Genomic DNA, 25,245 nt, shown 5'->3' on the forward strand with positions numbered 1-25,245 from the left:
GTCAGGCGGCGAGTGCCTTCTCGGCGGCCGCGAGCAGCACGCAGGTGGTCAGGCCCTCCATCGCGCGGGTCAGCTCCTCCAGCGGCGGGAACGACGGCGCGATGCGGATGTTGCGGTCGCGCGGGTCCTTCCCGTACGGGAACGAGGCGCCCGCGGGAGTCAGCGCGATGCCGGCCTCACGCGCCAGCTGCACGACCCGCGTGGCGGTGCCGTCGACGACGTCGAGGTTGACGAAGTAGCCGCCCTTCGGCGTGGTCCAGGTGGCGACGCCGTGCTCGCCCAGCCGCTCGGACAGGATCTGCTGCACCGCGTCGAACTTGGGCCGCAGGATCTCGCGGTGGCGGGCCATCAGGTCCAGGACGCCCTGCGGACTGCCCAGGAACCGCGCGTGGCGCAGCTGGTTGACCTTGTCCGGGCCGATCGTGCGCACGGCGGTGTGCGACAGGTACCAGGCGACGTTCTCGGGCGAGCCGCCCAGGAAGCTGACGCCGCTGCCGGCGAGCGTGACCTTCGAGGTGGAGGCGAACACCAGGGCGCGGTTCGCGTGGCCGCTGGCGGTGCACAGGCCGAGGATGTCGGCCGACTTCGCGTGCTCGTCGGTGAGGTCGTGGACGGCGTACGCGTTGTCCCACATGATGCGGAAGTCCGGCGCGGCGGTCTCGAGCGAGGCGAGCTCGGCGGCGACCTCCTCGCTGACGATCGCGCCGGTGGGGTTGGAGTAGGTCGGCACGAGCCACATGCCCTTGACCGCAGGGTCGGCGACGTGCTCGCGCACGGCGGCCATGTCGGGGCCGTCCTCGAGCATGTCGATCGTGATCATCTCGATGCCCAGGTGCTGGCAGATCGCGAAGTGGCGGTCGTAGCCCGGCGCCGGGCACAGGAACCTGACCGGCCCGTCCTTCCACGGGGTGCCGCCCTCGGGCGTGCCGTGCAGCAGGGCGAACACGAGCGTGTCATGCATCATCGACAGGCTCGCGTTGTTGCCGGCCACGAGCTGCTCCACCGGGATGCCCAGCAGCTCGGCGAAGATCGCGCGCAGCTCGGGCAGGCCCGTGCCGCCGCCGTAGTTGCGCACGTCGACGCCGTCGGACGTCGTGTCCTCCAGGGGCGTCGTCAGCAGGTCCTTCGACAGGTCGAGCTGGGCGGCGGACGGCTTGCCGCGCGTGATGTCGAGCTTCAGGCCGGCCTGCTGCAGCGCGGCGTACGCCTGCTGCTGCTCCGCCAGGAGGGCTTCGAGCTGGTCGCGGGAGAGGGAGTCGAGGGTCACGCCCACAAGGTATCGCGAGGCCGGACGCCGGTGGCGCCGGGACCGGGGCCCGTCACAGCCCCGGCGCGCCCCAGATCGCCAGCCACCGGCCGAGGTCCGCCTCGATCGGGATGTCGCCCTCGACGAGGGCGCGGATCTGCAGCTCGACGGGGTTGTCGCGCCGGCGCGCGGCCGCCGGGTCGGGCACGAACGGGTAGAACGTGCCGCGCTTGAACAGGTAGACCAGCGCGAGCCGCCGGCCGTCCTGCTCGAACACGACCGTGGAGCACAGCAGGCCCGCGTCGAAGCCGTGGTCGGCGAGGGTCGAGTTGACCGCGTGCAGGTCGGTCACGAGGCCGCTCACGTCGCCCGTGGGCCGGGTGACCTCGAGCCACGTGAAGCCGAACTCGTCGTGGAGCAGCTCGACCGAGGCGTCGGGGTCGGTGCGGATCATCTCCTGCGCGGAGGCGATGAGCTCGTCGTCGGCGCGGCCGTCCGCGTCGCGGAAGCACACCGCGCCGCGGCCGCTGAACGCGAAGCCCTCCGCCTGCAGCGTGAGCGCCGCCTGGGGCACGCGGAAGAGCACGTCGAGGTCGGCCTTGGCGGGCTTGGAGCGGCCCAGCAGGCCGTCGAGGAACCCCATGCTCAGCGTCGCTCGGACAGGTCGGCGCCGATGCGGGCGAGCTGGTCGAGGCGCGCCTGCAGCGACGGGTGCGTCGACATGAGCTCCTGCACCGACTGGCCGTTGACGGCGGGCGCGATGAAGAACGCGTTCATCGACTGGGCCTCGCGCAGGTCGGACGTGGGGATCCGGGCCATGTCGCCGGAGATCTTCACGAGCGCGGAGGCGAGCTTGGACGGCCGGCCGGTCAGGTAGGCGCCGGACCGGTCGGCGCTCAGCTCGCGGTAGCGCGACAGCGCCCGGGTGAGCAGGAAGCTGACGGCCGTGACGACGAGGCTGACGAGCACCACGACGATCATCGCGGGGCCGCTGTTCCTGTCCCGGCTGCCGCCGCCGAACCACATGCCCCAGCGCGTCAGGAACCCCGCGAGCAGGCCGAGCGACGAGGCGACGGTCATGACGGAGACGTCGCGGTTGGCGACGTGGGCCAGCTCGTGCGCGAGCACGCCCTCGAGCTCGTCGGCGTCGAGGCGCTGCATGATGCCGGTCGTGACGCACACCGCCGAGTGACTCGGCGAGCGTCCCGTGGCGAAGGCGTTGGGCATGTCGGTGACCGCGACGGCCACGCGCGGCTTGGGCATGTCGGCCAGGGCGACGAGCCGGTCGATCATGGCGTGCAGCTCGGGCGCCTGGTGCGGCTCGACGACGTGCGCGCCCATCGACTTCAGCGCGAGCGAGTCCGAGAAGTACCACTGGCCCCACGACATCGCCAACACGATGAACGCCGCGAGCCAGATGCTGGACGTCATCGACACGAGCAGCGCGCCGAACAGGACGTAGAGCAGCACGAGCCCGAGGCCGACGCCGCCCATGCGCAGCGTCAGGCCGCGGTCACTGCGAAATCTGGTGCGGGCCATCGTCGCCGCCCTCCAATGCCTCGTCGAAGCGGCGCCGCAGCGCCTCGTCCTCGGTCTCTCCCGGGCGCCGGATGATGCCCTCGTTCATCAGCTCGTCGACCGCGTCCGCCGTGGCCTCGAGCTCGCGTGTGTGGCGCTCGGCGTCGGCCATCAGCTGGCCCACCTCGCCGGCGGCGGAGCCGATCCCGGTGGTCGCGTCGTTGATCTCGGCCCGCGCCTGCGCCGCCGAGTACCGCGCCGTGAGCGTGTCCTTGCGCAGCCGGAAGTCCTCGATGCGCCGCTCGATCGCGCCCTCGGAGTCGCGCAGGCGGTCCTCCTCGTCGCGCAGCTGCGTGTGGCGGTCCTCGAGCTCGGCGGCGGCGTTCTCCAAGGTGACCTGGCGCTCGATCGCGCGGCGTGCGGCCGCGTCGTCACCGCGGTCGACGGCGGTCCTGGCCTCCGTGCCGGCGGCGTCGATCTCGCGGCGCAGCGAGGACAGCTGGATCTCGACGCGCTTGCGGCTCGTGACGACGTCCGCGACGCCGCGGCGCACCTGGGACAGCAGCTGCGACTGCGTCCGGTACGCCTCGTCGAGCCGCTCGCGCAGGCCCTCGACGTCGCGGGAGTCGTCCTGGGCCGTCCGCGCGCGGAACACCTTCGTGAGCCGTGCCCAGATGCCACCGTCTGCCATGGCCCCACCCTAGCCGCGCGCTCCAGCGGTCGCCGCGCCCTTGTAGGGTCGCAGCGTGAACGACGCAGCCGACGGAACGCCTCACGGCAAGGGTGGACCCACCCGCAGCCGCAAGGAGGCCGAAGCCGCCCGCAAGCAGCAGATGAAGCGACCGCTGACCCGCCGCGAGCAGGCCGAGCGCGACCGCCGCCGCCGCAGCGCGGCACGCAACAAGCAGCGCGACGCCCTCATGGGCACGGGCTCCACCGCCGACCTGCCGCCGCGCGACCGCGGCCCTTCGCGCGCCCTGGCCCGCGACGCCGTCGACCGCCGCCGCACGGTGGCCGAGTTCATGCTGCCGATCCTCGTCGTGATCCTGGTGATGAGCTTCTTCCCGGCGGCCGCCTCCGCGGTGTTCTCGCTGTGGACCGTCACGATCCTGGCGACCGTCCTCGACGAGATCTGGCTCGTCGTGTCGCTCAAGCGCGAGCTGAAGAGGCGCTTCACGAAGGCCGAGCGCCGCGGCGCCGTGCTCTACGCGGTCCTGCGCAGCACGCAGCTGCGCCGCATGCGCCTGCCCAAGCCGGCCATCGAGATCGGCCAGCCGCTGCGCGAGCGGTACTGACCCGGACGGGCCGCCCGGATCACTCCGGGCGCAGCCCCATCGGCCCGTAGACCTCGGTGCCGTCCTCGAGCAGGCGCACCTGCTCGACGCCCTCCTCCAGCAGGTCCTCGAACGACGTGCCGATCCAGGACTCCGCGTCGCTGCGCTGGTCGAACTCCTCGGACGTGCCGACGGCCTCGCCGGCGCTGTTCTCGTACTGCCAGGTCCAGGTCATCAGGACTCCTTCGTGGAGGGTTGGACGAACGGCGGCCTGGTGACCGTGAAGGCCTCCTGCCGTCCGCGCACGTCGACGGTCACGGTCGCGCCGTCGGGCACGCCGGGCTCCATGAGCGCCAGGCCGATGCCCTGGCGCAGTGTCGGCGAGAAGGTGCCGGAGGTGATCTCGCCCAGCTCGGCGCCGTCGTCGCCGCGCACGCTCATGCCGGGGCGCGGGATGCCGCGGCCCTGGGCCAGCAGGCCGCGCAGGGTGCGGACCGCCTTCTCGGCACGCTGGCGCTCGAGCGCCGCCTTGCCCCAGAACGCGGGCTTGGACCAGCCGACCGCCCAGCCGGCGCGCGCCATCACCGGGGAGACCTCTGCCGACAGCTCGTGGCCGTGCAGCGGGTACCCCATCTCGGTGCGCAGGGTGTCGCGGGCGGCGAGGCCGCACGCGCGGATGCCGTGCCGCTCCCCCGCTGCCATGACCGCGTCCCACACGGGCCCGGCCTCCTCGGCGGCGACGACGAGCTCGTAGCCGCGCTCGCCGGTGTAGCCCGTGCGGCACACCGTCAGCTCGATGCCCTCGACCGTGCCGGTCGTGAAGGACATGTAGTCGTGGTCGGTCGGCAGGCCGACGGCCGCGAGCACCTCGTCGCTCAGCGGGCCCTGGACGGCCAGGACGGCGTGGTCACGGTGCTGGTCCTCCACGTCCACTCCCTCGGGGGCGGCGGCGCGGAGCCGGCGCACGACCTCGGCGGTGTTCGCGGCGTTGGGGATGAGGAAGACCTCGAAGTCGCTGCGCAGGTACGCGATGAGGTCGTCGACCGTGCCGCCGTCCTCGGAGCAGCACAGCGTGTACTGCGCCTGGCCCGGGCCGATGCGGCGCAGGTCGTTGGTCAGGCACTGGTTGACGAAGTCGGCCGCGCCCGTCCCGCGCACGAGCGCCTTGCCCAGGTGACTCACGTCGAACAGGCCGACGGCCTCGCGGACGGACTTGTGCTCGGCGAGCACCCCTCCCCCGGCGTACTCGAGTGGCATCGACCATCCGCCGAACTCGGCGAACTTGGCGCCGAGCGCCTCGTGTCGTTGGTGCAGCGGCGACTGGAGCAGGTCCATGCGGGTCAAACTACCGCTGACTACAGTGGCCACCATGTCGTTGGTCCAGCTGAGCGCCTCCCTGCCCTCCGTCGATGCGGTCATCGCCCTGCTGCCGTCAGGATCGGAGCTCCCCTCGGGGACGCCGTGGTCCGCGCTCGGCTTCACCGGCGAGACCGGTCAGGTCGCCGTCGTCCCCAGCGGCGACGCGCAGCTCACGGCGTGGGTCTCGCTGCCCGCCGACGCCTCGGCCGAGCAGCAGCGCCGCGCGGTCGCGAAGGGCCTGCGCGCCGTGCCGAAGGCCACCACGATCGGCATCGACCCGTCGCGCGTCGCCGAGCCCGACCTCGCCGCGATCGCCGAGGCCGCGGTGCTCACCGCCTACGCGTACCTGGAGTACAAGGGCGAGAAGGCGCGCGAGAAGACCACGGTCGTCGAGTCCGTCACGATCCTCGGCGAGCAGGACGGCGCCGCCGCCCTCGTCGAGGAGGCGGTGATCGTCGCCGAGGCCACCTGCCTCGCCCGCGACTGGGTCAACACGCCCCCCGCCGACCTGCGCCCGCCCGCCTTCGCCGACGCGATCGGCGCCACCGCTCCCGAGGGCGTCACGGTCGAGGTCTGGGACGAGGCCCGCCTCGAGCAGGAGCGCTGCGGGGGCATCCTCGGCGTCGGCCGCGGCTCCGAGGCCCCGCCCCGCCTGGTGCGCCTCGAGTACGCCCCGGAGGGCGCGACGAAGCACCTGGCCCTCGTCGGCAAGGGCATCACGTTCGACTCCGGCGGCCTGTCGCTCAAGCCGGGCGCCTCGATGATGACGATGAAGTGCGACATGGGCGGCGCGGCCGCGATCGTCGCCGCCACGCACGCGATCGCGCGCCTCGGCCTGCCGATCCGCGTCACCGCGTTCGCGTGCATCGCCGAGAACCTGCCCAGCGGCACCGCGACGCGTCCCGGCGACGTGCTGCGCATGCGCTCGGGCGCCACGGTCGAGGTGCACAACACCGACGCCGAGGGCCGCCTCGTGCTGGCCGACGGCCTCGCGCTCGCCGTGGAGGCCGAGCCCGACCACATCGTCGACGCCGCCACGCTGACCGGCGCCGCGATGGTCGCCCTCGGCACTCGCACGACGGCGGTCCTGGGCAACGACACCGACCTCGAGGAGCGCGTCCTGGCCGCGGGCGAGGCCGCCGGTGAGCCGATGTGGCGCCTGCCGATCACCGAGGAGATCATCAGCGCGGTCTCGACCTCGTCGATCGCCGACCTGCGCCAGCACAACCCCAAGCCGTACGGCGGCACGCTGTACGCCGCCGCGTTCCTGCGCGAGTTCGTCGCCGAGCGCTCGTGGGCGCACCTGGACATCGCCGGCCCGGCGTTCAACGACGCCGGCGCGTTCGACTACACGCCCGTCGGCGGCACCGGCGCGGGCGTGCGCACGCTCGTCCGCCTCGCCCGCGACCTGGGCTGACCATGTCGTCGTTCGACGACCTGCTCGCCGCCGAGCGCGAGGGGACCGGCGCGGCCTCCGTCGCCGCGGCGGTCGTCCGCGACGGCGAGCTCGTGTGGTCCGGCGCCGTCGGCACGCTCGACGGCCGCGACGGCCCGCCCGCCACGACGGCGACGCAGTACCGCATCGGCTCCATCACCAAGACGTTCGTCGCCGTCGAGGTCATGCGCCTGCGCGACGAGGGCCGCCTCGACCTCGCCGACCCCGTCGGCCGGCACCTGCCCGATGTCCCGTTCGGCCACGTCACCGTCGCCCAGCTCCTGACGCACACGTCCGGGCTGCAGGCCGAGACCAACGGGCCGTGGTGGGAGCGCACGGCCGGCGGCGACTGGGACGACCTCGTCGCCATGCGTCAGCGCCTCGTGCACGCGCCGGGGACGCGGTTCCACTACTCCAACGTCGGCTTCGCGGTGCTCGGCCGGCTCGTCGAGGTCCTGCGCGGCACCTCGTGGCTCGACGCCGTCCGCCGCGGCATCCTCGAGCCCCTCGGGCTCACCGGCATCACGGCGGAGCCGCGCGACGGTGCCGCCGTCGGCCTGTCGCACCACCCGGTCGACGAGCGGCTCATGGTCGAGCCGCACCACGACGCGGGCGCCATGGCGCCGGCCGGCCAGCTCTGGTCGAGCGTCGACGACCTCGCCCGCTGGGCCGCGTTCGCCGGCGGCCGCACCGGCGGGGTCCTGGCCGAGGCGACGTGGCGCGAGATGACCGTGCCCCTCGCGGTCGACGACCGTCCCGGCGTGCCCTGGGCCTCGGCGCAGGGGCTCGGCTGGCGGATCTGGCCCGGCGCGGGCTCCGGGCGCCAGGTCGGCCACGGCGGGTCCATGCCGGGGTTCCTGGCCATGCTGGCCGCCGAGCCCGAGACCGGCCTCGGCGTCGTGGTCCTGGTCAACGACACCCTGCGCGTCGGCGACCTCCACGAGGCCCTGCTGGAGACGGCGCGCGCAAGCCTGCCCGACCGTGTCGCGGCTCCCGTCGAGCCGCTCGAGGACGTGGCCCCGCTCGTCGGCGACTGGTACTGGGGCGCGGTCCCCTACCGGCTCGAGGCGACGGCCGACGGCTTCCACCTCAGCGACCTCAACGGCAACCGGCGCTCACGCTTCGTGCGCGACGGCGACGGCTGGCGCGGCCTGGACACCTACTTCGCCGGCGAGCGACTGGTCGTGCGGCCCGACGGTGCGCTCGACCTCGCGTCGTTCGTCCTCTCGCGCGAGCCCTACGACCCCGCGGTGGAGCACCCCGGCAGCCTGGACCCGCGCGGCTGGCACTGAGTACAGCTAGAGCCCGAGCTTGCGGGCGGCCTGCTCGACCTTGTCCCAGCGGTCGCGGTCGCCGCCGTTGCGATCGGGGTGCGCCTGGCTGCGCGCGGCGCGCAGCACGCGCTCGAGGTCGCCCTTGGAGGGATTCCGCGGCAGCGGGTCGATCCCGGCGATCGTCTCGAGCGTCATGATCGCGCCGAACTGCGCGGCGCTGTAGTCGCCCCGCTCGACGTCCACGCTGGTCCTGCGCGCCGAGTTGCGGGCGTTGTAGTCGCGCATCCGCTGCGGGTACCCCACCCGGTTCGCGTCGTAGATAGGGATCCGCAGGCTGCGCGCCAGGTCGGCCGCCGCCTTCTCGTTGGGGATGCGGCGCCGCGTCCACTCGCCGTCCGACGCGACGAGCACGAGCGTCGTCTGCGTGACGGTGGTCTTGGGCTCGACGTACGCCTCCACCCCGGACCGCGACTCGGCGAACTCGCGCAGCGCCGCGAGATCGGCACGGCTGGCATCGCGATCGGACACGACCGCCCCTGAGGCCGTGCGGCGACGGCGCTTGAACAGACCCACGCGGCAATTCTGCCGGACCGGTCCCATCACCCGCGGGAGGACGGCCGAACCTACCGCGAAGTCACTTCTGGCTTGTCCCGCCCCGGTGGCAGTTCTCACCGGGCAAGTGACAAGATGACAGCAGACCACCTACCCGGAGGACATCGTGCCCGACGACGCACCCCATTCGTTCGACATCGTCATTCTCGGAGCCGGAAGCGGGGGCTACGCCTGTGCCCTGCGCGCCGTCCAGCTCGGCAAGACCGTCGCCATGATCGAGAAGGCCAAGGTGGGTGGCACGTGCCTCCACGAAGGCTGCATCCCCACCAAGGCGCTGCTGCACGCCGCCGAGGTCGCCCAGTCGGCCCAGGAGGGCGACTCGATCGGCGTCCACACCTCGTACGACGGCGTGGACATGACCAAGGTCAACGCCTACAAGCAGGGCGTCATCGACCGCCTGTACCGCGGCCTGACCGGCCTGGTGAAGTCCGGCGGCATCACCGTCATCGAGGGCGAGGGCAGGCTCGTCGACGCCAAGACCGTCGAGGTCGACGGCCAGCGCTACACCGGCACCAACGTCGTGCTGGCCACCGGCTCCCAGCCGCGCACGCTCGGCATCGAGATCGGCGGCCGCGTCATGACCAGCGACCAGGCCCTGCAGCTCGACGAGGTGCCCAAGCGCGCCGTCATCATCGGCGGCAGCGTCATCGGCGTGGAGTTCGCCTCCGCCTGGCGCTCCTTCGGCACCGAGGTCACCATCATCGAGGCGCTGCCGACGCTCGTCCCGCTCGAGGACCCGGTCCTGAGCAAGGGCCTCGAGCGCGCCTTCCGCAAGCGCAAGATCGCGTTCAAGACCGGCGTGAAGTTCACCGGCGTCGAGCAGAACGAGAACGCCGCCGTCGTCACGCTCGAGAACGGCGACACCATCGAGACCGACGTCGTCCTGGTGGCCGTGGGCCGCGGCCCGCGCTCCGAGGGCCTGGGCTTCGAGGAGGCCGGCGTCAACGTCGACCGCGGCTGGGTTCCCACCGACGAGCGCCTGCGCACCAACGTCGACGGCGTCTACGCGGTCGGCGACCTCGTGCCCGGCCTGCAGCTGGCCCACCGCGGCTTCGCGCACGGCATCTTCGTGGCCGAGGAGATCGCGGGCCTCAACCCGCGCCCGATCGTCGACGCCAACATCCCCCGCGTGACCTACTGCGACCCCGAGCTCGCCTCGGTCGGCCTCACCGAGGCCCAGGCCAAGGAGAAGCACGGCGAGGTCGAGACGGTCGAGTACAACCTCGGCGGCAACGGCCGCAGCCAGATCATCCAGACCGCCGGCACCGTCAAGGTCGTCCGCGAGAAGGACGGGCCCATCGTGGGCGTCCACATGATCGGCGCGCGCATGGGCGAGCAGATCGGCGAGGCGATGCTGTGGGTCGGCTGGGAGGCCTACCCCGACGACGTCGCCGAGTTCATCCACGCCCACCCCACCCAGAACGAGTCCCTCGGCGAGGCCGCCCTCGCCCTGGCCGGCAAGCCGCTGCACTCGCACGCCTGAGAACCAAGGACAACCACATGGCAACCGAAGTCACCCTTCCCGCGCTCGGCGAGTCCGTCACCGAGGGCACCGTCACCCAGTGGCTCAAGTCGGTCGGCGACACGATCGAGGTCGACGAGCCGCTGCTGGAGATCTCCACCGACAAGGTCGACACCGAGATCCCCTCCCCCGTGGCGGGCACGATCCTGGAGATCCGTGCCGAGGAGGACGACACCGTCGAGGTGGGCGCCGTGCTGGCGCTCATCGGCGACGCCGACGAGAGCGGCTCGGGCAGCGGCTCCGACGACGCCGCGGGCGACACGAACCTGGACGGCGAGCAGGCGGCTCCCGAGGCCGAGCCCGAGCCGGAGGACCCGGCCACCGAGGCCGACCAGCCCGCCGGCGAGCCCGACGAGGCCGCTCCCGCCCCCGAGCCGGAGGCCAAGCCGGCCTCGTCCGGCGGCACGCAGGGCCAGGCCGTGACCCTGCCGGCGCTCGGCGAGTCCGTCACCGAGGGCACCGTCACCCAGTGGCTCAAGTCCGTCGGCGACACCGTCGAGGTCGACGAGCCGCTGCTGGAGATCTCCACCGACAAGGTCGACACCGAGATCCCCTCCCCCGTCGCGGGCACCCTGCTGGAGATCAAGGTCGCCGAGGACGAGACCGTCGAGGTCGGTGCCGAGCTGGCCATCATCGGCGAGGAGGGCGCGGCTCCGGCCGAGTCCCAGCCGGAGCCCGAGGCCGCTCCCGAGCCGGAGCCCGAGCCCGAGCCGGAGCCGGAGCCCGAGGCCGCCCCCGAGCCGGAGCAGCCCCAGGCCGAGGAGCCGAAGGCCGAGGCCCCGAAGGAGGAGGCGAAGGCCGAGCAGCCCGAGCAGCCGAAGGTGGAGGCCGGCTCGGAGGGATCCTCCGAGGGCTACGTCACCCCGATCGTGCGCAAGCTCGCGAAGCAGCACGGCGTCGACCTGTCCACCGTGACGGGCTCGGGCGTCGGCGGCCGCATCCGCAAGCAGGACATCCTCGACGCCGCCGAGAAGAGCAAGGCCGCCGAGGCGCCCGCCGAGTCCGCCCCCGCGGCCTCGGCCCCGTCCACCCCGGAGCCCTCGCCGCTGCGTGGCCGCACCGAGAAGCTGACGCGCCTGCGCAAGACCATCGCCACGCGCATGGTCGAGTCGCTGCAGATCGGCGCCCAGCTGACGCAGGTCCACGAGGTCGACGTCACCGAGGTCGTTCGCCTGCGCGCCAAGCACAAGGACGCGTTCGCCGAGCGTGAGGGCGTCAAGCTGACGTACCTGCCGTTCTTCGCGAAGGCGGCCATCGAGGCGCTCAAGCAGTACCCGCAGGTCAACGCGGCGCTCGACCTCGAGGGCGGCACCGTCACCTACCCCGACGGCGAGCACCTCTCGATCGCGGTCGACACCGAGCGCGGCCTGCTGGCCCCGACGATCAAGGACGCCGGTGACCTCAACATCGCCGGTCTGGCTCGCAAGATCGCCGACATCGCCGATCGCACGCGCAACAACAAGATCACCCCGGACGAGCTGTCCGGCGGCACGTTCTCGATCACGAACCTGGGCTCCAACGGCGCCCTGTTCGACACGCCGATCATCAACCAGCCGCAGGTCGCGATCCTGGGTGTCGGCTCGATCGTCAAGCGTCCCGTCGTGATCACCGACGCGAACGGCTCGGAGTCGATCGCGATCCGCTCGATGGCGTACCTCGCGCTGACGTACGACCACCGCATCATCGACGGCGCCGACGCGGGCCGCTTCCTGACCGCCATCAAGGAGCGCCTGCAGGCCGGGGCGTTCGAGGGCGAGCTGGGCTGAGTCCATGCGAGTCGTGATCGGGGGCGCGTCAGGATTCCTCGGCGCGCCCTTGGTTGCCCACCTGCGCGAGCGCGGTCACGACGTGACCGCGCTCGTGCGGCGCACGGCGGGTGACGGCGAGTCCTGGTGGAAGCCGTCGGAGGGGCTGGTCGACCAGCACCTCATCGCGGACGCCGACGCCGTCGTCAACCTGTCCGGCTCCCCCATCTCGCAGTGGCCCCGGACGCCCGCGCGCAAGCGCGAGATCCTCGCCTCCCGCCTGGGCGCCACGGGCACGCTCGCCCGCGCGGTCGCGGCGTCGCCCGCTCCCCCGGCGTTCCTGTCCGGCTCCGGGATGTCCTGGTACGGCGTCGACCGCGGTGACGAGCCGCTGGGCGAGCACGCGTCCTCGGGCACGGGCTTCCTCGCCGAGGTCGCCCAGCGGTGGGAGGCGGCCGCCGCTCCGGCCGTCGAGGCCGGTGCGCGCGTCGCGTACCTGCGCACTTCGCTCGTGATGGATCGCTCGGGCGGCGCCCTCAAGCTCATGGTCCTGCCGTTCCGGCTCGGCCTGGGCGCCCGGCTCGGCGACGGCGAGCAGTACTTCTCCACGATCTCGCGCCGCGACTGGGTCCGCGCGGTCACCCACGTGCTCGAGGGCGACCTCAGCGGTCCGGTGAACCTCGCGATCCCGGACGACGTCACGAACCGCGACTTCACCCGCGCGCTGGCCGCCGCCGTCCGCCGGCCGGCGTTCCTCGCCGCGCCGTCGTTCGCGCTGCGACTGGCGCTCGGCAGCCTCGCCGACGACCTGCTCGGCTCGCTGCGGCTGCGCCCCGACGCGCTCATGGCCGACGGCTTCACGTTCGAGGACCCGGGCATCGACCGCGTCCTGCGCACCGCTCTCGGCCGCCACCGCGGCTGATCAGCGCACGCGCGCGATCCGCCACCGTCCCCGGACCTGCACGAGCTCGACGCGGCGGCGGTCCCACGCATCCTGCGGGAGCGCCCGCCGGCTGCCGTCCGGCAGCACCGCCGCTGTGGGCCCCAACCGCTGCACGACCCGCGCCGACGCCGGCCCGGCCGCTTCGCACGCCGCATGAACCGATCGCATCCCGCGGACCTCGATCCCCCGCTCGCGCCAGCGCGTGAGGCGGGCGACGTCCGCTCGCCCCGCCTCGCCGGCGTAGACCTCGGCGAGCAGTCCCGGGTCGCCACGACTCCACGCCTCGGCCCGCACGACGTCGAGCGCGCCGAGCACCGCGCACGGCTCCGCGCGCGGCACCAGCAGCATCACGAGCGCGGCGATCAGCTCACCCATCCGCGCAGTCTCCCGTCGCGCGCCACCGGGTGTCGACCGGTCGTCCACAGCCCTGCGACCATGGTGCCGTGGTGCTCATCCGAGAGGCGTCCCCCGCCGACCTGCCCGCGATCCTCGACATCCACAACGACGCGATCCTGACCACGACCGCCATCTGGGACGAGTCAGCGGTCGACCTCGCCGACCGGGTCGCCTGGTACGAGCGGCTCGTCGGCGACGGCAAGCCCGTCCTGGTCGCCGAGATCGACGGCCAGGTCGCCGGCTACGCCAGCTACGGGCCGTTCCGGCCGCGGTCGTCGTACCGCCACACGGTCGAGAACTCCGTCTACGTCCACCGCGACCACCGCCGCCGGGGCGTCGCCCGCCAGCTCATGGTGGCCCTGCTCGGCCGCGCGTACGACGACCCGGGCGCGCACGTCGCCCTGGCCCTCATCGAGTCGGGCAACACCGTCTCGATCGAGCTGCACGAGGACCTGGGCTTCGAGCTGGCCGCGCGGCTGCCCGAGGTGGGCCGCAAGTTCGACCGCTGGCTCGACCTGTCGATCCTGCGCCTGGCCGTAGGCTGATCCCGTGCGCTTCCTCCAGGACTGGTACGGCGACGCCGCCATCGAGTACACGCAGGCGTGGCAGCTGCAGCGCGACCTGCACGCCGACCGCGTGGCGGACCGCGTCGAGGACACCGTCCTGCTCCTGGAGCACCCGCCCGTGTACACCGCCGGCAAGCGCACCGAGCCGCACGAGCGCCCGCTCGACGGCACGCCCGTCGTCGACGTCGACCGCGGCGGCAAGATCACGTTCCACGGTCCCGGCCAGCTGGTCGGCTACCCCATCACGAAGCTGCCCTCGCACGTCCTGGTCGTGGACTACGTCCGTCGCGTCGAGGAGGCGCTGATCCGCTCGCTGGCGGACCTCGGCGTGACCACGGGCCGCGTCCAGGGCCGCTCGGGCGTGTGGCTGCCCGAGGGCGACGGCCGGCCCGAGCGCAAGATCGCCGCGATCGGCATCCGCGTCTCGCGCGGCGTGACGATGCACGGCTTCAGCCTCAACTGCGACGTGGACATGGCCTGGTACGACCGGTTCGTGCCGTGCGGCATCGCCGACGCGGGCGTCACCTCGCTCGACCGCGAGCTGGGCCGCGACGTCCGCCCCGAGGACGTCGCACCCGTCGTCATCGAGCACCTGCGCGACCTGCTCGCGTGGCGCCCGTACGAGCCCTCTCCCGACATCGAGCGCATCGCCCACCCGAGCGTCCCGCTGCTGTGAACCGTGTCTCGGCCCCGGTGGGACACGGCGCGTAGGGTGGTCCCGTGACCATCGCTCCTGAAGGACGCAAGCTGTTGCGCCTCGAGGCTCGCAACGCCGAGACCCCGATCGAGAAGAAGCCCGCCTGGATCAAGACCCGGGCCAAGATGGGTCCGGAGTACAACGAGCTGATGAAGCTCGTGAAGGGCGAGGGCCTGCACACGGTCTGCCAGGAGGCGGGCTGCCCCAACATCTTCGAGTGCTGGGAGGACCGCGAGGCGACGTTCCTCATCGGCGGCGAGCAGTGCACGCGCCGCTGCGACTTCTGCCAGATCGACACGGGCAAGCCCGAGGCGCTCGACCGCGACGAGCCGCGCCGCGTCGCCGAGTCCGTCCGCACGATGGGCCTGAAGTACGCCACGATCACCGGCGTCGCCCGCGACGACCTGCCCGACGGCGGCGCGTGGCTCTACGCCGAGACGGTCCGCAAGATCCACGAGCTCAACCCCGAGACGGGCGTCGAGAACCTGATCCCCGACTTCAACGGCAAGCCCGAGCTGCTCGAGGAGGTGTTCGAGTCGCGTCCCGAGGTGCTCGCGCACAACGTCGAGACCGTCCCGCGGATCTTCAAGCGCATCCGCCCCGCGTTCCGCTACGAGCGCTCGCTCGATGTCCTGACGCAGGCCCGCCGCTTCGGCCTGGTCACCAAGTCCAACCTCATCCTGGGCATGGGCGAGACCCGCGAGGAGGTCTCGCAGGCACTGCGCGACCTGCACGAGGCCGGCTGCGAGCTGGTGACGATCACGCAGTACCTGCGCCCGTCGCCGCGGCACCACCCCGTCGAGCGCTGGGTCAAGCCCGAGGAGTTCGTCGAGCTGCAGCACGAGGCCGAGGAGATCGGCTTCTCCGGCGTCATGTCCGGGCCGCTCGTCCGCTCCTCGTACCGCGCCGGCCGCCTCTACCGGCAGGCGATGGACGCACGGGCCTGACGTAGAATCGGGCGCATGTCCACCCCCGCGCCCGCCGCCTCCGCCGGACGCCTCGCGCAGCTGCGCCAGGCGTACCAGATGACGAAGCGGACCCAGCCCCGTCTGGGGCTGCTGCTGATCGCCGTCTTCGTCCTGTCCGCCGCCGCGGTGGTGGCCCTCGGGATCCTCCTGATCGGGACCCACTGGTTCTCGATCATCATCACGGCGATCCTGGCGCTGACGGTCGCGCTGCTGGCCACGATGATCGTGTTCGGCCGCCGCGTCGAGAAGTCGATGTACCAGCAGGCCGAGGGCCAGCTCGGTGCCGGCGCCGGTGCGCTGCAGATGCTGCGCCGCGGCTGGGACGTCAAGCCCGCCGTCGCGTTCACCAAGCAGCAGGACGTCGTGCACCGCGTCGTGGGGCGCCCCGGCGTGATCCTGGTCGGCGAGGGCCAGCACGCCCGCGTCAAGAACCTGCTCGGCGCCGAGGTCAAGAAGCACCAGCGCATCGTGGGCGAGGGCGTCCCGGTCTCGACCGTCATCGTCGGCCGCGGCGACGGCGAGGTGCCGCTCCCCGACCTGGTCAAGAACGTCAAGAAGCGCAAGAAGGCGATCAAGCCCGCGCAGCAGACCGACGTGCTCTACAAGCTCAAGGCGCTCGACGCGATGCGCCCGGCCGCTCCCATGCCGCGGGGTCCGATCCCCACGAGCATGAAGGGCGCCCGCAAGATGATGCGGGGCTGACCCTCCGCGCGAACGAGCCTCAGGCCTTCACGACCTTGCTGCCCGCAGCGAGGTCGTGGAGGCCTCGCTTGTCGTCGGTCATGACGATGGCGGGGACGACGAGGCTCAGCAGCACGGTGCGCAGCAGCGCGCGGGCGATGCCGATGGGTCGGCCGTCGGGGTTGATGAGGCGCAGTCCCATGACGCGCTTGCCGATGGAGAAGCCGGTCAGACCGACGAGGATCGCGACCTCGACGATGAACACGCCGTTGAGGATGAGCTGCTCGCGGATGCCCTCCGGCGGGAAGCTCACGCCCGTCCAGCCGAACAGCGCCACGGCGGAGAACGACGCGATGATCCAGTCGATGAGCAGGGCGACAAGGCGGCGGCCCAGCGAGGGCTCGTCGTCGTGGGGGTTCGTCACGGGTCCCAGCCTAGGCAGGACCCGTGACGACGCGGTCAGGACCTCTTGAGCCGCCTGACGGCGGGGGCCTCGTCGAACGGCTCGCCCCGGGCGATCACGAACTGCGTGAACACGTACGTGGTGCGGTGGCCCTTGAGGCACGAGCGCGGCACCTTGAGGCGGATCTTGTCGGCCTCCCACGAGCCCGTCAGGCCGCGGCACGCGCGCTTCCTCAGGTCGAAGTGGTCGTAGTACAGCAGCGAGACCTTGGCCTGCTTGCCGGTGACCTTGCGGATCCGGGCGAGGTAGCCCGCCTCGAAGATCTCGAAGCGGGAGATCAGCAGGTCCGCCGTGCCCGCCGCGCCGAGGTCGGGGATGCGCGCGGCGACGCGAACCCGGTCGTCGAGATGGGCGTACCGGACCCGGGTGATGTCGATGCGGGCCGGCGCGTCGCCGGCGGGGTCCTCGCGGGTGACGGTCTGGGCGGACGCGGGCGCGGCGACACCGCCCGCGAGCAGGACGGCACCGACGCCGGCGGCGATCTTCTGCGAACGCTTCATCGTGAGCTCCTCGGTCCGGGGGCGCGGCTCGCCCCACGCCCCTGACGAGGCGTGGCGGGCCGTGCCGATACCGGGCACCCCGATCACCCGGCACGGGCGAGCATCGTGTCGTTCCGGTGCTCGTGCCGGTGACAGGCGGAGCACAGTCCGACGAGGTTGGCCAGGTCGGTGGGTCCTCCGTCGGACCATCGTCGTCGGTGGTGGACGTGGTCGATCGAGTGGCGGCAGTGCTCGGTGGCGCAGCCTCCGCCCTGGCGCAGCCAGACCGCATGGCGCTGCTTCGGTGTCGCGTCCCGATGCCGGCGGCCGACGTCGAGGACCTCGGCGTTCGGACCGATCCGGTCCACCAGCACGGGGATCAGATCGGCGCCGCACGTCAGGTGGGCCAGCAGGCTCGGGCCGATGTGGCCGAAGCCGACCAGCTCGGCGGGCTCGGCCGGCTCGAACGCGGAGGCGGTCTGCGGCGCGAGCGCGGCCTGCAGCGTCCCGGCGTCCACGACGACGTGGATCTGCGGGCGCACGGTGCCGTCGGTGGGCAGGCCCTCGGCCAGCACGCGGGTCAGCACCTCGTCGAGGCCGTCGATGCGTCGCTGCGACGCGGTCCGGTCATCGCCCGCCTCGCGCGGGACCGACACGGCGTCGAGCACGGCCTTGAGCCGCGCGCCGACGTCAGTCGGCAGGAAGCCCGTCAGGTGCCAGCCGTCCGGCAGCGCGTGCAGGCTGACATGGGCCTTCTCCTGGCCCGCGATCCAGGCCCGGTCGAGCTCCTCGGCGTGCAGCACGGCTCGCATCCGGTCGATGACGTGCTTGAGCCGCGCCGGCTCGTGGCGCTCGGCGACGGCGAGCAACTCGGCCTCGACCTCGCGCACCGCGTGCTCGTCGACGTGGTCGAGCGCGAACGCGAGGCGGGCCACGTGGTCGGGCGAGATGCGCCCGGCCCGGGCGGACTCCGCCACGCGGGGCAGCTCGGACATGGTGCGCGCGGCCCGCAGGTGCTGACGGGTGCGGCGGGCGTCCTGGCGCAGCTCGCGGCGCGCCCAGACCGCGACGGACGGCGCGTCCTCGGCCACGTGCTCCTGCGTCTGCTCCAGCAGCGCGAGCCGCTCGGCGATGGCGGCGTCGGCGGCGTCCCGGACCGCCGCGAGGGCCCGCAGCTCGTCCGGCGTCGAGCTCGTGACCGATCTCAGCACCTGCGCGCCCTCGCGCAGCACCGCGACGAGCTCGTCCACCCCCGAAGACATGCCACCACCGTACTGGCACACCTGTTCGAATGTCAAGGTTTTTGTGCTGCAATACCAGCACGAATCGCCATAGCACCCGCCTCCGACAGCCGCTCGACCTCGACAACGGGCGACCCCGTAACCTGCATGTAACAATCCGGTGATGGTCGGGAAATTCCCCGGAACTAGCCTCATGGCGGACGCAGGGAGTACGCGACCACACCGATCTATCCGCTGTACCGCGGTCAAGGAGGCCACATGTTCGGCAATGCCGACGAGTTCTTCAAGTTCGTCCGGGACGAGGGTGTCCAGTACATCGACATCCGCTTCACCGACCTGCCGGGCATCCAGCAGCAGGTCACGATGCCGATCTCGGCGTTCGACGAGGACACCGCCGCCGAGGGCGTCGCGTTCGACGGCTCGTCGATCCGCGGCTTCCAGAGCATCGACCAGTCCGACATGAAGCTGCTGCCCGACTACGGCACGGCGTACGTGGACCCGTTCCGCAACCCCAAGACGATCGCGATGGACTTCTTCGTCCACGACCCGATCACCGGCGAGCCCTACTCGCGCGACCCGCGCAACATCGCCCGCAAGGCCGAGGCCTACCTCAAGACCACCGGCATCGGCGACACGGCGTTCTTCGCCCCCGAGGCCGAGTTCTACATCTTCGACCGCGTCGCCTACGGCACGAGCGCGCACAAGAGCTACTACGAGATCCAGTCGGCCGAGTCCGCCTGGTCCACCGGCGACGAGCTGGACGACAACCGCGGCTACAAGGTCCGCTACAAGGGCGGCTACTTCCCCGTCCAGCCGACCGACCGCTTCGCCGACCTGCGCAACGACATGATGACGAACCTGACGAACGCGGGCCTCGTCCTCGAGCGCGGTCACCACGAGGTCGGCACCGCCGGCCAGGCGGAGATCAACTACCGCTTCGACACGCTGCTCAAGGCCGCGGACGACACGATGAAGTTCAAGTACCTCGTGCGCAACACCGCGTGGGCGAACGACAAGACCGTGACGTTCATGCCGAAGCCGATCTTCGGCGACAACGGCTCGGGCATGCACGTGCACCAGTCGATCTGGAACAACGGCGAGCCGCTGTTCTACGACGAGTCCGGCTACGGCGGACTGTCCGACACCGCCCGCTGGTACATCGGCGGCATCCTGAAGCACGCGCCGTCGCTGCTGGCGTTCACCAACCCCTCTGTGAACTCCTACCACCGCCTGGTGCCGGGCTTCGAGGCCCCGATCGCGCTGGTCTACTCGGCCCGCAACCGCTCGGCCTGCGTCCGCATCCCGATCACGGGCGCCAACGCCAAGGCCAAGCGCATCGAGTTCCGCTGCCCCGACCCGTCGAGCAACCCGTACCTGGCGTTCTCCGCGCTGCTGCTCGCCGGCATCGACGGCGTCAAGAACAAGATCGAGCCGCCGGCCCCGATCGACAAGAACATCTACGAGCTGCCGCCGGAGGAGTACGCCGAGATCGACATGGTCCCGACCTCGCTCGGCGCCGTCCTCGACAACCTCGAGCGCGACCACGACTTCCTCACCGTCGGCGACGTGTTCACGCCCGACCTGATCGAGACGTGGATCGACTACAAGCGCAACGAGGAGATCCTGCCGATCCAGCTGCGCCCGCACCCGCACGAGTTCGAGCTGTACTACGACATCTGAGTCATCAGCACGGAACGCGACGGCCCCCGACCTGCGAAGGTCGGGGGCCGTTCGCCGTATGGTGCCGCTCAGCCCACCTCGGCCGCGGCCTGCTTCGCCTCGGCCAGCTCGACGGCGGCGTCGAACTCGCGCTCGACGGCGGCCTCGACCGTGGTCATCTTGCTGACCACGATCGCCACGACCGTGTTCACGATGAAGCCGGGCACGATCTCGTACAGGGCCACGCCGTAGATGTCGGGGCCGTAGGAGCTCCACAGGAAGACCGTCACCGCGCCGGAGACCATGCCGGCCAGGGCGCCCCAGTTGGTCAGCTCGCGCCAGAACAGGCTCAACAGGATCGCGGGCCCGAACGACGCGCCGAAGCCGGCCCAGGCGAACGCGACGAGCTCGAGGATCGTGCCGCTCGGGTTGATCGCGAGCACGGTCGCGATCAGCGCGACCGCGAGCACGCACAGCCGGCCGAGGTTCAACAGCGTCCGCGGCTTCGCCTCGGGCCGGAACACCTTGTACAGGTCCTCGACGAACGCCGACGAGGTGACGATCAGCTGGCTCGAGACGGTGCTCATGATCGCGGCCAGCACCGCGGCGAACACGAAGCCGACGACCAGGGGGTGCAGCAGCGCCTCCCCCATGGTGAGCACGACGAGCTCGGGGTTGTCGAGCGACCTGTCGGTGCGCGCGAAGAAGGCCACGCCGATGAGGCCGCAGGCGACCGCACCGGCGAGCGTGACGACCATCCAGCCGATGCCGATGCGGCGGGCGCTCCTAGCCGAGGCGGCGTCACGCATCGCCATGAAGCGCACGATGATGTGCGGCTGGCCGAAGTAGCCCAGACCCCAGGCCATCGCCGAGACGATCGACACGACCGTCGCGGCCGTCAGGCTCGTCCCGGACAGCAGGGACAGGTGGTCGGCGCCGACCTCGCGGATCCCGTCGACGGTCTCGTCGACACCGCCGAGCGTGAGGACGGCCGCCACCGGGATGACGAGCAGCGCGACCATCATCATCATGCCCTGCACGACGTCCGTCAGCGAGGCGCCGAGGAAGCCGCCGAACAGGGTGTAGCCGAGGGTCACCGCGACGACGATCAGCATGCCGTTCGTGTACGAGACGCCGAACGCCAGACGGAAGAACTCGCCGCCCGCCACCATCATCGACGACACGTAGAACGTGAAGAACACCAGCACGATCGCACCGGAGGCGATCCGCAGGGACCGTGACCGGTCGTGCAGGCGGTTCTCGAAGAAGCTCGGGATCGTGATCGAGTTCCGCGCCACCTCGGTGTAGGCACGCAGTCGCGGCGCCACGAGCCTCCAGTTCAGGTAGGCGCCGATCGTCAGGCCGATCGCGATCCACGCCTCGATCAGGCCGGCCGCGTAGATCGCGCCGGGCAGGCCCATCATGAGCCAGCCGGACATGTCGGACGCGCCCGCGCTCAACGCCGCGGTCCAGGGCGGGAGCTGCCGCCCGGCCAGCATGTAGCCCTCGTGGTCGGACGTCTTCGTGTAGGCGTAGTAGCCGATGCCGATCATCACCAGGAAGTAGATGACCAGCGCCGTGATCTGGAACGCTTCGTCACTCAACATGGCCCCCCTCGACTGCCGAATGTGCCCGACGAGTCTCTCGCGTCACATCGCCCTCGCAAAAACCACGTCAGGATGAAGGCGGACCGACTCGAGGAGGACGCGCGGGGGTGGGTGTGGAGCTGGAGTACCCGTTCACGGGACGGTGGTCCGTGCGGAACAGCCCGGCGAACCGGGTGCCGAGTCACGGCACCGAGGCGTTCGCGTCGTCGTTCGCCATCGACTTCGTGCCGGTGGACGCCGCCGGGCGCACGGCGCCGTTGTCGCTGAGGTCGCTCGTGCGCTCCGAGCCGGCGGACCGGTTCCCCGGCTTCGGCCGGCCGATCCTCTCCCCCGTCGCCGGGACCGTCGTCGCCGCGCAGGACTCGGCACCGGACCACGCCGCCTTCCGGGGTCTGCCGTCCATCTCCTACGCGCTCTCGCAGCGACGGCGGGCCGCGCTGGGCTGGACCGTGCTCGCGGGGAACCATGTCCTGGTCGAGACGGACGGGAGGGTCGTCGTCGCGGTGTGCCACCTCCAGCGGGACAGCGTCGAGGTCCGGGTCGGTGACCGGGTGAGTGCGGGGCGGCCGCTCGGGCGCTGCGGCAACTCGGGCAACAGCACCGAGCCGCACGTCCACGTCCAGGCGTTCGATCGACACGACGTCGCCCACGCCGAGGCGGTGCCGATCACCTTCCTCGGCCGGCTCCCGCGCAACGGGGAGATCGTCGACGTGCCTTCGTAGGTCGGCCGCGGCCCCCGCGACGCCGCCCGCATCGTCTGCCACGATGAGGTGACCGCCAGGCGATCCCCCAGGCCCGGATCCCCATCTTCACGAGGAGCGTCATGTCGACCGAGGTCACGTCCGAGAAGGCGAAGCGCGGAGCGTTCTCGTCGCGCAAGGTGTTCATCTTCGCCGCGATCGGCTCGGCCGTGGGGCTGGGGAACATCTGGCGGTTCCCGTACGTCGCCTACGAGAACGGCGGCGGCGCGTTCCTGATCCCCTACCTCGTCGCCCTCTTCTGCGCGGGGCTGCCGTTCCTGTACCTGGACTACGCGCTGGGACACCGGTTCCGCGGCTCGGCCCCGCTGTCCTTCGCCCGGTTGAGCCGTCCGGCCGAGGCGCTGGGCTGGTGGCAGGTCGGCGTGTGCTTCATGATCGCCGTCTACTACGCCGCCGTGATCGCGTGGGCGCTGCGGTACACGTTCTTCTCGGTGAACAAGGCGTGGGGCGACGATCCCGAGACCTTCTTCATGAAGGACTTCCTGCAGACGGCGGACGTCACAGTCGACCTCACCGTCGTGGTCGGCGTGCTGATCCCCATGGCGATCGTGTGGATCGCCGTGATCGCCGTGATGGTGGCCGGCGTGGAGAAGGGCATCGGGCTGACCTCCGTCGTCGCCATCCCCGTGCTGGTCGTCGCGTTCCTGGCACTGGTGATCCGCTCGCTGTTCCTGCCCGGCGCGGTCGACGGACTCGAGGCGTTCTTCACGCCCGACTGGAGCACGCTGACCCACGCCGGGGTGTGGGCGGCCGCCTTCGGCCAGATCTTCTTCTCGCTCTCGATCGGCTTCGGCATCATGATCACCTACGCCTCCTACGTCGACCGCGACACCGACATGACCGGGTCCGGCGCGGTCGTCGGGCTGGCCAACTCGAGCTTCGAACTGCTGGCCGGCATCGGCGTCTTCGCCGCCCTCGGCTTCATGGCGCAGGCCCAGGGGGTCGCCGTCGACGAGGTCGTCGGAGGCGGCGTCGGCCTGGCGTTCATCTCGTTCCCGACGATCATCAGCGAGGCGACGGGCGGCGCCCTGATCGGCGTGCTGTTCTTCGCCTCGCTCGTGGTCGCCGGCATCACGTCCCTGGTCTCGGTGCTCGAGGTGGTCGTGTCCGCCGTCCGGGACAAGTTCGACCTGTCGCGGGCGGCCGCGGCCGGCGTCGTCAGCGTTCCCGCAGCCGTGATCAGCCTGGTCTTCTTCTCCACCGCCAGCGGCCTGTACGTGCTCGACATCCTCGACCACTTCATCAACCAGTTCGGCATCCTGCTGGTGGCGCTCGTGTCGATGATCGTCGTCGCGTGGTCCCTGAGGGCACTGCCCCAGCTGGCGAGCCACATGAACCGCCACGGCTCCGTCAAGCTGCTCCTGTGGTGGCGGCTGCTGGTCGGCGGCGTGGTGCCGATCGCGCTCGCGTACCTGGTGTTCGACTCGTTCCGCACCGTGGTGGAGACCCCCTACGGCGGCTATCCGACATGGATGATCGCCCTGTTCGGCTGGGGCGCGGCGGCGACGGTCATGGTCGCCGGCTACGTCTTGGCACCCACACGGTGGCGCCCGGGCACCTCCCTGGAAGCACCGGCCGACGACATCGCAGGAGGTGAACGATGAACGCCGACGCCATCGTCATGATGATCGTCGCGATGGTCGCCATCTGGGGCGGCCTGGCCGTCGCGATCTACAACCTGACCCGGCGGGGCTCCGGCTCCCCCGAGCAGTTCCACCGGGACCTGTGACCGCCGGCGGGCAGCCTACGGAGGCCCGCCCCGCCTATGCTGGCCGGGATCTCCATGCCTGATCCCGTCACCCGTCCCCGCCGGCTGCTGCTCGTGGTGGACGCTCCCTCGCTGCTGCACCGCAACCACCATGCGCGGGCGCACACCCAGCTGCGGGACCGGTCGGGGCGGCCCGCGTGGGCGCTGCACGGGATGCTGCGCCAGATCATCGAGGCGATCGAGCGGTTCGCGCCGGACGCGGTGATCTTCGGGCTCGACGACCGCACGTCCTCGGTGCGCGCCGACCACTACCCCGCCTACAAGTCGGGCCGCGCCGAGAAGGACGCGGCGCTGGTCGACCAGCTCGACCGCACGGGTGCGTTCCTCGACGCGCTCGGCCTGGCGACGCTCACTCCCCCGGGACTCGAGGCCGACGACGTCAGCGCCTCGGGCGCCCGGTGGGCACGCGACCACGGCTGGGACTGCGTGATCGTCACGTCGGACCGGGACGCGTTCGCGCACATCAGCGACCACACCCGGGTGCTGCGGCTGATCACCGGCGGCATCGACGGATCGCCCCTGCTCACGCCGGAGCGGCTGGTCAGCATGTACGGCGTCGCCGCCGAGCACTACCTCGCCTTCGCCGCCCTGCGCGGCGATCCCAGCGACAACCTGCCCGGCGTCGCCGGCATCGGCGAGAAGACCGCGGCGCTGCTGCTGACGCTGGCCGGCTCGATGGACACCGTCTGGGCGGACATCGAGCACGACGACGGCCGCACGCTCGCGGCGACCCTGGACTCGTGGTCGGTGGAGACGGGAACGCGGCGGATGGGCAGCACGATCGTGCGCCGGCTCGCCGCCCCCGGCGCCCGCGAGCGCTACGAGTTCAACGTCCGGATGATGTCCGGACGCGACGACCTCGACCTCGGCCTCACGCCGGACGTGCCCGGCACCCCGGGTCTCCTGCCGTTGGACCTCGGACGGATCAGCCGGGTCGTCGGCTACCTGAACGTGGAGGCGACCACCACCCTGGCGGTCCGCGTCCTCAGCACCGACCCCGGGTCCGCCGCGTTGCGCTGAGCCGCGGGACC

General features: G+C 71.8%; 27 protein-coding genes. 15 read left to right on the forward strand and 12 right to left on the reverse strand.

Annotation, left to right across the window (positions count from 1 at the left end; translation table 11 throughout):
• Position 1 precedes the first annotated feature (1 nt).
• From AB3M81_RS06105 to AB3M81_RS06120, 4 genes are read right to left on the reverse strand one after another with little or no spacing between them, the layout of a single operon-like run.
• On the reverse strand, positions 2-1,273 hold the full coding sequence (locus AB3M81_RS06105) for an aspartate aminotransferase type Ic (protein WP_412903013.1): 1,272 nt from the start codon (positions 1,271-1,273) through the stop codon (positions 2-4).
• A 46-nt stretch (positions 1,274-1,319) separates the two neighbouring features.
• Complete coding sequence (pspAB, locus tag AB3M81_RS06110) at positions 1,320-1,889, reverse strand: PspA-associated protein PspAB (RefSeq protein ID WP_412903014.1); 570 nt, start codon at positions 1,887-1,889, stop codon at positions 1,320-1,322.
• 2 nt (positions 1,890-1,891) lie between these two features.
• Positions 1,892-2,785: a zinc metalloprotease HtpX gene (gene htpX / locus AB3M81_RS06115; RefSeq protein ID WP_412903015.1), complete on the reverse strand. Its 894-nt coding sequence runs from the start codon at positions 2,783-2,785 to the stop codon at positions 1,892-1,894.
• Positions 2,760-3,455 carry a PspA/IM30 family protein gene (locus AB3M81_RS06120; RefSeq protein WP_412903016.1) on the reverse strand — a complete coding sequence of 232 codons (696 nt, stop codon included), beginning with the start codon at positions 3,453-3,455 and terminating at the stop codon, positions 2,760-2,762. The genes htpX and AB3M81_RS06120 overlap by 26 nt, the downstream gene beginning before the upstream one ends.
• Before the next feature lie 55 nt (positions 3,456-3,510).
• On the opposite strand from AB3M81_RS06120, the gene AB3M81_RS06125 reads away from it, so the two are divergent.
• The gene (locus AB3M81_RS06125) at positions 3,511-4,059 is read left to right on the forward strand and encodes a DUF3043 domain-containing protein (RefSeq protein ID WP_412903017.1); all 549 of its coding nucleotides are present in this window, start codon (positions 3,511-3,513) and stop codon (positions 4,057-4,059) included.
• Between the two features lie 19 nt (positions 4,060-4,078).
• Here the strand turns inward: AB3M81_RS06125 and AB3M81_RS06130 are convergent, their stop codons facing one another.
• Positions 4,079-4,273, reverse strand: a complete 195-nt coding sequence (locus AB3M81_RS06130) for a hypothetical protein (RefSeq protein WP_412903018.1) — start codon at positions 4,271-4,273, stop codon at positions 4,079-4,081.
• The gene (gene gcvT, locus AB3M81_RS06135; RefSeq protein WP_412903019.1) at positions 4,273-5,373 is read right to left on the reverse strand and encodes a glycine cleavage system aminomethyltransferase GcvT; all 1,101 of its coding nucleotides are present in this window, start codon (positions 5,371-5,373) and stop codon (positions 4,273-4,275) included. Before gcvT ends, AB3M81_RS06130 begins: the two co-directional genes overlap by 1 nt.
• Before the next feature lie 34 nt (positions 5,374-5,407).
• On the opposite strand from gcvT, the gene AB3M81_RS06140 reads away from it, so the two are divergent.
• Both AB3M81_RS06140 and AB3M81_RS06145 read left to right on the forward strand, forming a co-directional pair.
• Complete coding sequence (locus tag AB3M81_RS06140; protein ID WP_412903020.1) at positions 5,408-6,814, forward strand: leucyl aminopeptidase; 1,407 nt, start codon at positions 5,408-5,410, stop codon at positions 6,812-6,814.
• A 2-nt stretch (positions 6,815-6,816) separates the two neighbouring features.
• Positions 6,817-8,124: a serine hydrolase domain-containing protein gene (locus AB3M81_RS06145; protein ID WP_412903021.1), complete on the forward strand. Its 1,308-nt coding sequence runs from the start codon at positions 6,817-6,819 to the stop codon at positions 8,122-8,124.
• A gap of 6 nt (positions 8,125-8,130) precedes the next feature.
• Here AB3M81_RS06145 and AB3M81_RS06150 read toward each other — a convergent pair whose 3' ends face one another.
• Entirely contained in the window at positions 8,131-8,679 is a 549-nt protein-coding gene (locus tag AB3M81_RS06150) for a hypothetical protein (protein ID WP_412903022.1), read from the reverse strand.
• 145 nt (positions 8,680-8,824) lie between these two features.
• On the opposite strand from AB3M81_RS06150, the gene lpdA reads away from it, so the two are divergent.
• From lpdA to AB3M81_RS06165, 3 genes are read left to right on the forward strand one after another with little or no spacing between them, the layout of a single operon-like run.
• A complete protein-coding gene (gene lpdA / locus AB3M81_RS06155) occupies positions 8,825-10,201 on the forward strand; it encodes a dihydrolipoyl dehydrogenase (RefSeq protein ID WP_412903023.1) in 1,377 nt (458 codons plus the stop codon).
• 17 nt (positions 10,202-10,218) lie between these two features.
• Positions 10,219-12,006, forward strand: coding sequence for a 2-oxoglutarate dehydrogenase, E2 component, dihydrolipoamide succinyltransferase (sucB, locus tag AB3M81_RS06160; RefSeq protein WP_412903024.1), 1,788 nt, complete (start codon positions 10,219-10,221; stop codon positions 12,004-12,006).
• Between the two features lie 4 nt (positions 12,007-12,010).
• Positions 12,011-12,907 carry a TIGR01777 family oxidoreductase gene (locus tag AB3M81_RS06165; RefSeq protein ID WP_412903025.1) on the forward strand — a complete coding sequence of 299 codons (897 nt, stop codon included), beginning with the start codon at positions 12,011-12,013 and terminating at the stop codon, positions 12,905-12,907.
• Here the strand turns inward: AB3M81_RS06165 and AB3M81_RS06170 are convergent, their stop codons facing one another.
• On the reverse strand, positions 12,908-13,303 hold the full coding sequence (locus tag AB3M81_RS06170) for a hypothetical protein (RefSeq protein ID WP_412903026.1): 396 nt from the start codon (positions 13,301-13,303) through the stop codon (positions 12,908-12,910).
• 68 nt (positions 13,304-13,371) lie between these two features.
• Here AB3M81_RS06170 and AB3M81_RS06175 point away from each other — a divergent pair, with 68 nt between their 5' ends.
• From AB3M81_RS06175 to AB3M81_RS06190, 4 genes are read left to right on the forward strand one after another with little or no spacing between them, the layout of a single operon-like run.
• Entirely contained in the window at positions 13,372-13,869 is a 498-nt protein-coding gene (locus AB3M81_RS06175; RefSeq protein WP_412903027.1) for a GNAT family N-acetyltransferase, read from the forward strand.
• 4 nt (positions 13,870-13,873) lie between these two features.
• Complete coding sequence (lipB, locus tag AB3M81_RS06180) at positions 13,874-14,566, forward strand: lipoyl(octanoyl) transferase LipB (RefSeq protein WP_412903028.1); 693 nt, start codon at positions 13,874-13,876, stop codon at positions 14,564-14,566.
• 44 nt (positions 14,567-14,610) lie between these two features.
• Complete coding sequence (lipA, locus tag AB3M81_RS06185; RefSeq protein ID WP_412903029.1) at positions 14,611-15,534, forward strand: lipoyl synthase; 924 nt, start codon at positions 14,611-14,613, stop codon at positions 15,532-15,534.
• Between the two features lie 15 nt (positions 15,535-15,549).
• Positions 15,550-16,257 (forward strand): DUF4191 domain-containing protein, encoded by a 708-nt coding sequence (locus tag AB3M81_RS06190; protein WP_412903030.1) that lies wholly within the window; start codon positions 15,550-15,552, stop codon positions 16,255-16,257.
• Positions 16,258-16,276: 19 nt separating this feature from the next.
• Here AB3M81_RS06190 and AB3M81_RS06195 read toward each other — a convergent pair whose 3' ends face one another.
• The 3 genes from AB3M81_RS06195 to AB3M81_RS06205 all read right to left on the reverse strand — a co-directional run bounded on the left by AB3M81_RS06195 (position 16,277) and on the right by AB3M81_RS06205 (position 18,440).
• Positions 16,277-16,660: an RDD family protein gene (locus tag AB3M81_RS06195; RefSeq protein ID WP_412903031.1), complete on the reverse strand. Its 384-nt coding sequence runs from the start codon at positions 16,658-16,660 to the stop codon at positions 16,277-16,279.
• 35 nt (positions 16,661-16,695) lie between these two features.
• Positions 16,696-17,199 (reverse strand): hypothetical protein, encoded by a 504-nt coding sequence (locus tag AB3M81_RS06200; protein WP_412903032.1) that lies wholly within the window; start codon positions 17,197-17,199, stop codon positions 16,696-16,698.
• 83 nt (positions 17,200-17,282) lie between these two features.
• Positions 17,283-18,440 (reverse strand): HNH endonuclease, encoded by a 1,158-nt coding sequence (locus AB3M81_RS06205; protein ID WP_412903033.1) that lies wholly within the window; start codon positions 18,438-18,440, stop codon positions 17,283-17,285.
• 237 nt (positions 18,441-18,677) lie between these two features.
• On the opposite strand from AB3M81_RS06205, the gene glnA reads away from it, so the two are divergent.
• Entirely contained in the window at positions 18,678-20,099 is a 1,422-nt protein-coding gene (gene glnA, locus AB3M81_RS06210; protein ID WP_412903034.1) for a type I glutamate--ammonia ligase, read from the forward strand.
• 68 nt (positions 20,100-20,167) lie between these two features.
• Here glnA and putP read toward each other — a convergent pair whose 3' ends face one another.
• A complete protein-coding gene (putP, locus tag AB3M81_RS06215; RefSeq protein ID WP_412903035.1) occupies positions 20,168-21,685 on the reverse strand; it encodes a sodium/proline symporter PutP in 1,518 nt (505 codons plus the stop codon).
• Positions 21,686-21,834: 149 nt separating this feature from the next.
• Here putP and AB3M81_RS06220 point away from each other — a divergent pair, with 149 nt between their 5' ends.
• From AB3M81_RS06220 to AB3M81_RS06235, 4 genes are all read left to right on the forward strand, one after another.
• Positions 21,835-22,407 (forward strand): M23 family metallopeptidase, encoded by a 573-nt coding sequence (locus AB3M81_RS06220; RefSeq protein ID WP_412903036.1) that lies wholly within the window; start codon positions 21,835-21,837, stop codon positions 22,405-22,407.
• Between the two features lie 101 nt (positions 22,408-22,508).
• Entirely contained in the window at positions 22,509-24,050 is a 1,542-nt protein-coding gene (locus AB3M81_RS06225; RefSeq protein ID WP_412903037.1) for a sodium-dependent transporter, read from the forward strand.
• The gene (locus tag AB3M81_RS06230; protein WP_412903038.1) at positions 24,047-24,175 is read left to right on the forward strand and encodes a methionine/alanine import family NSS transporter small subunit; all 129 of its coding nucleotides are present in this window, start codon (positions 24,047-24,049) and stop codon (positions 24,173-24,175) included. The genes AB3M81_RS06225 and AB3M81_RS06230 overlap by 4 nt, the downstream gene beginning before the upstream one ends.
• Positions 24,176-24,229: 54 nt before the next feature.
• The gene (locus AB3M81_RS06235) at positions 24,230-25,234 is read left to right on the forward strand and encodes a 5'-3' exonuclease (protein ID WP_412903039.1); all 1,005 of its coding nucleotides are present in this window, start codon (positions 24,230-24,232) and stop codon (positions 25,232-25,234) included.
• Positions 25,235-25,245 lie beyond the last annotated feature (11 nt).

Source organism: Aeromicrobium jepli, from assembly GCF_047246605.1.
In the GTDB taxonomy this organism is placed as follows: Bacteria; Actinomycetota; Actinomycetes; order Propionibacteriales; family Nocardioidaceae; genus Aeromicrobium.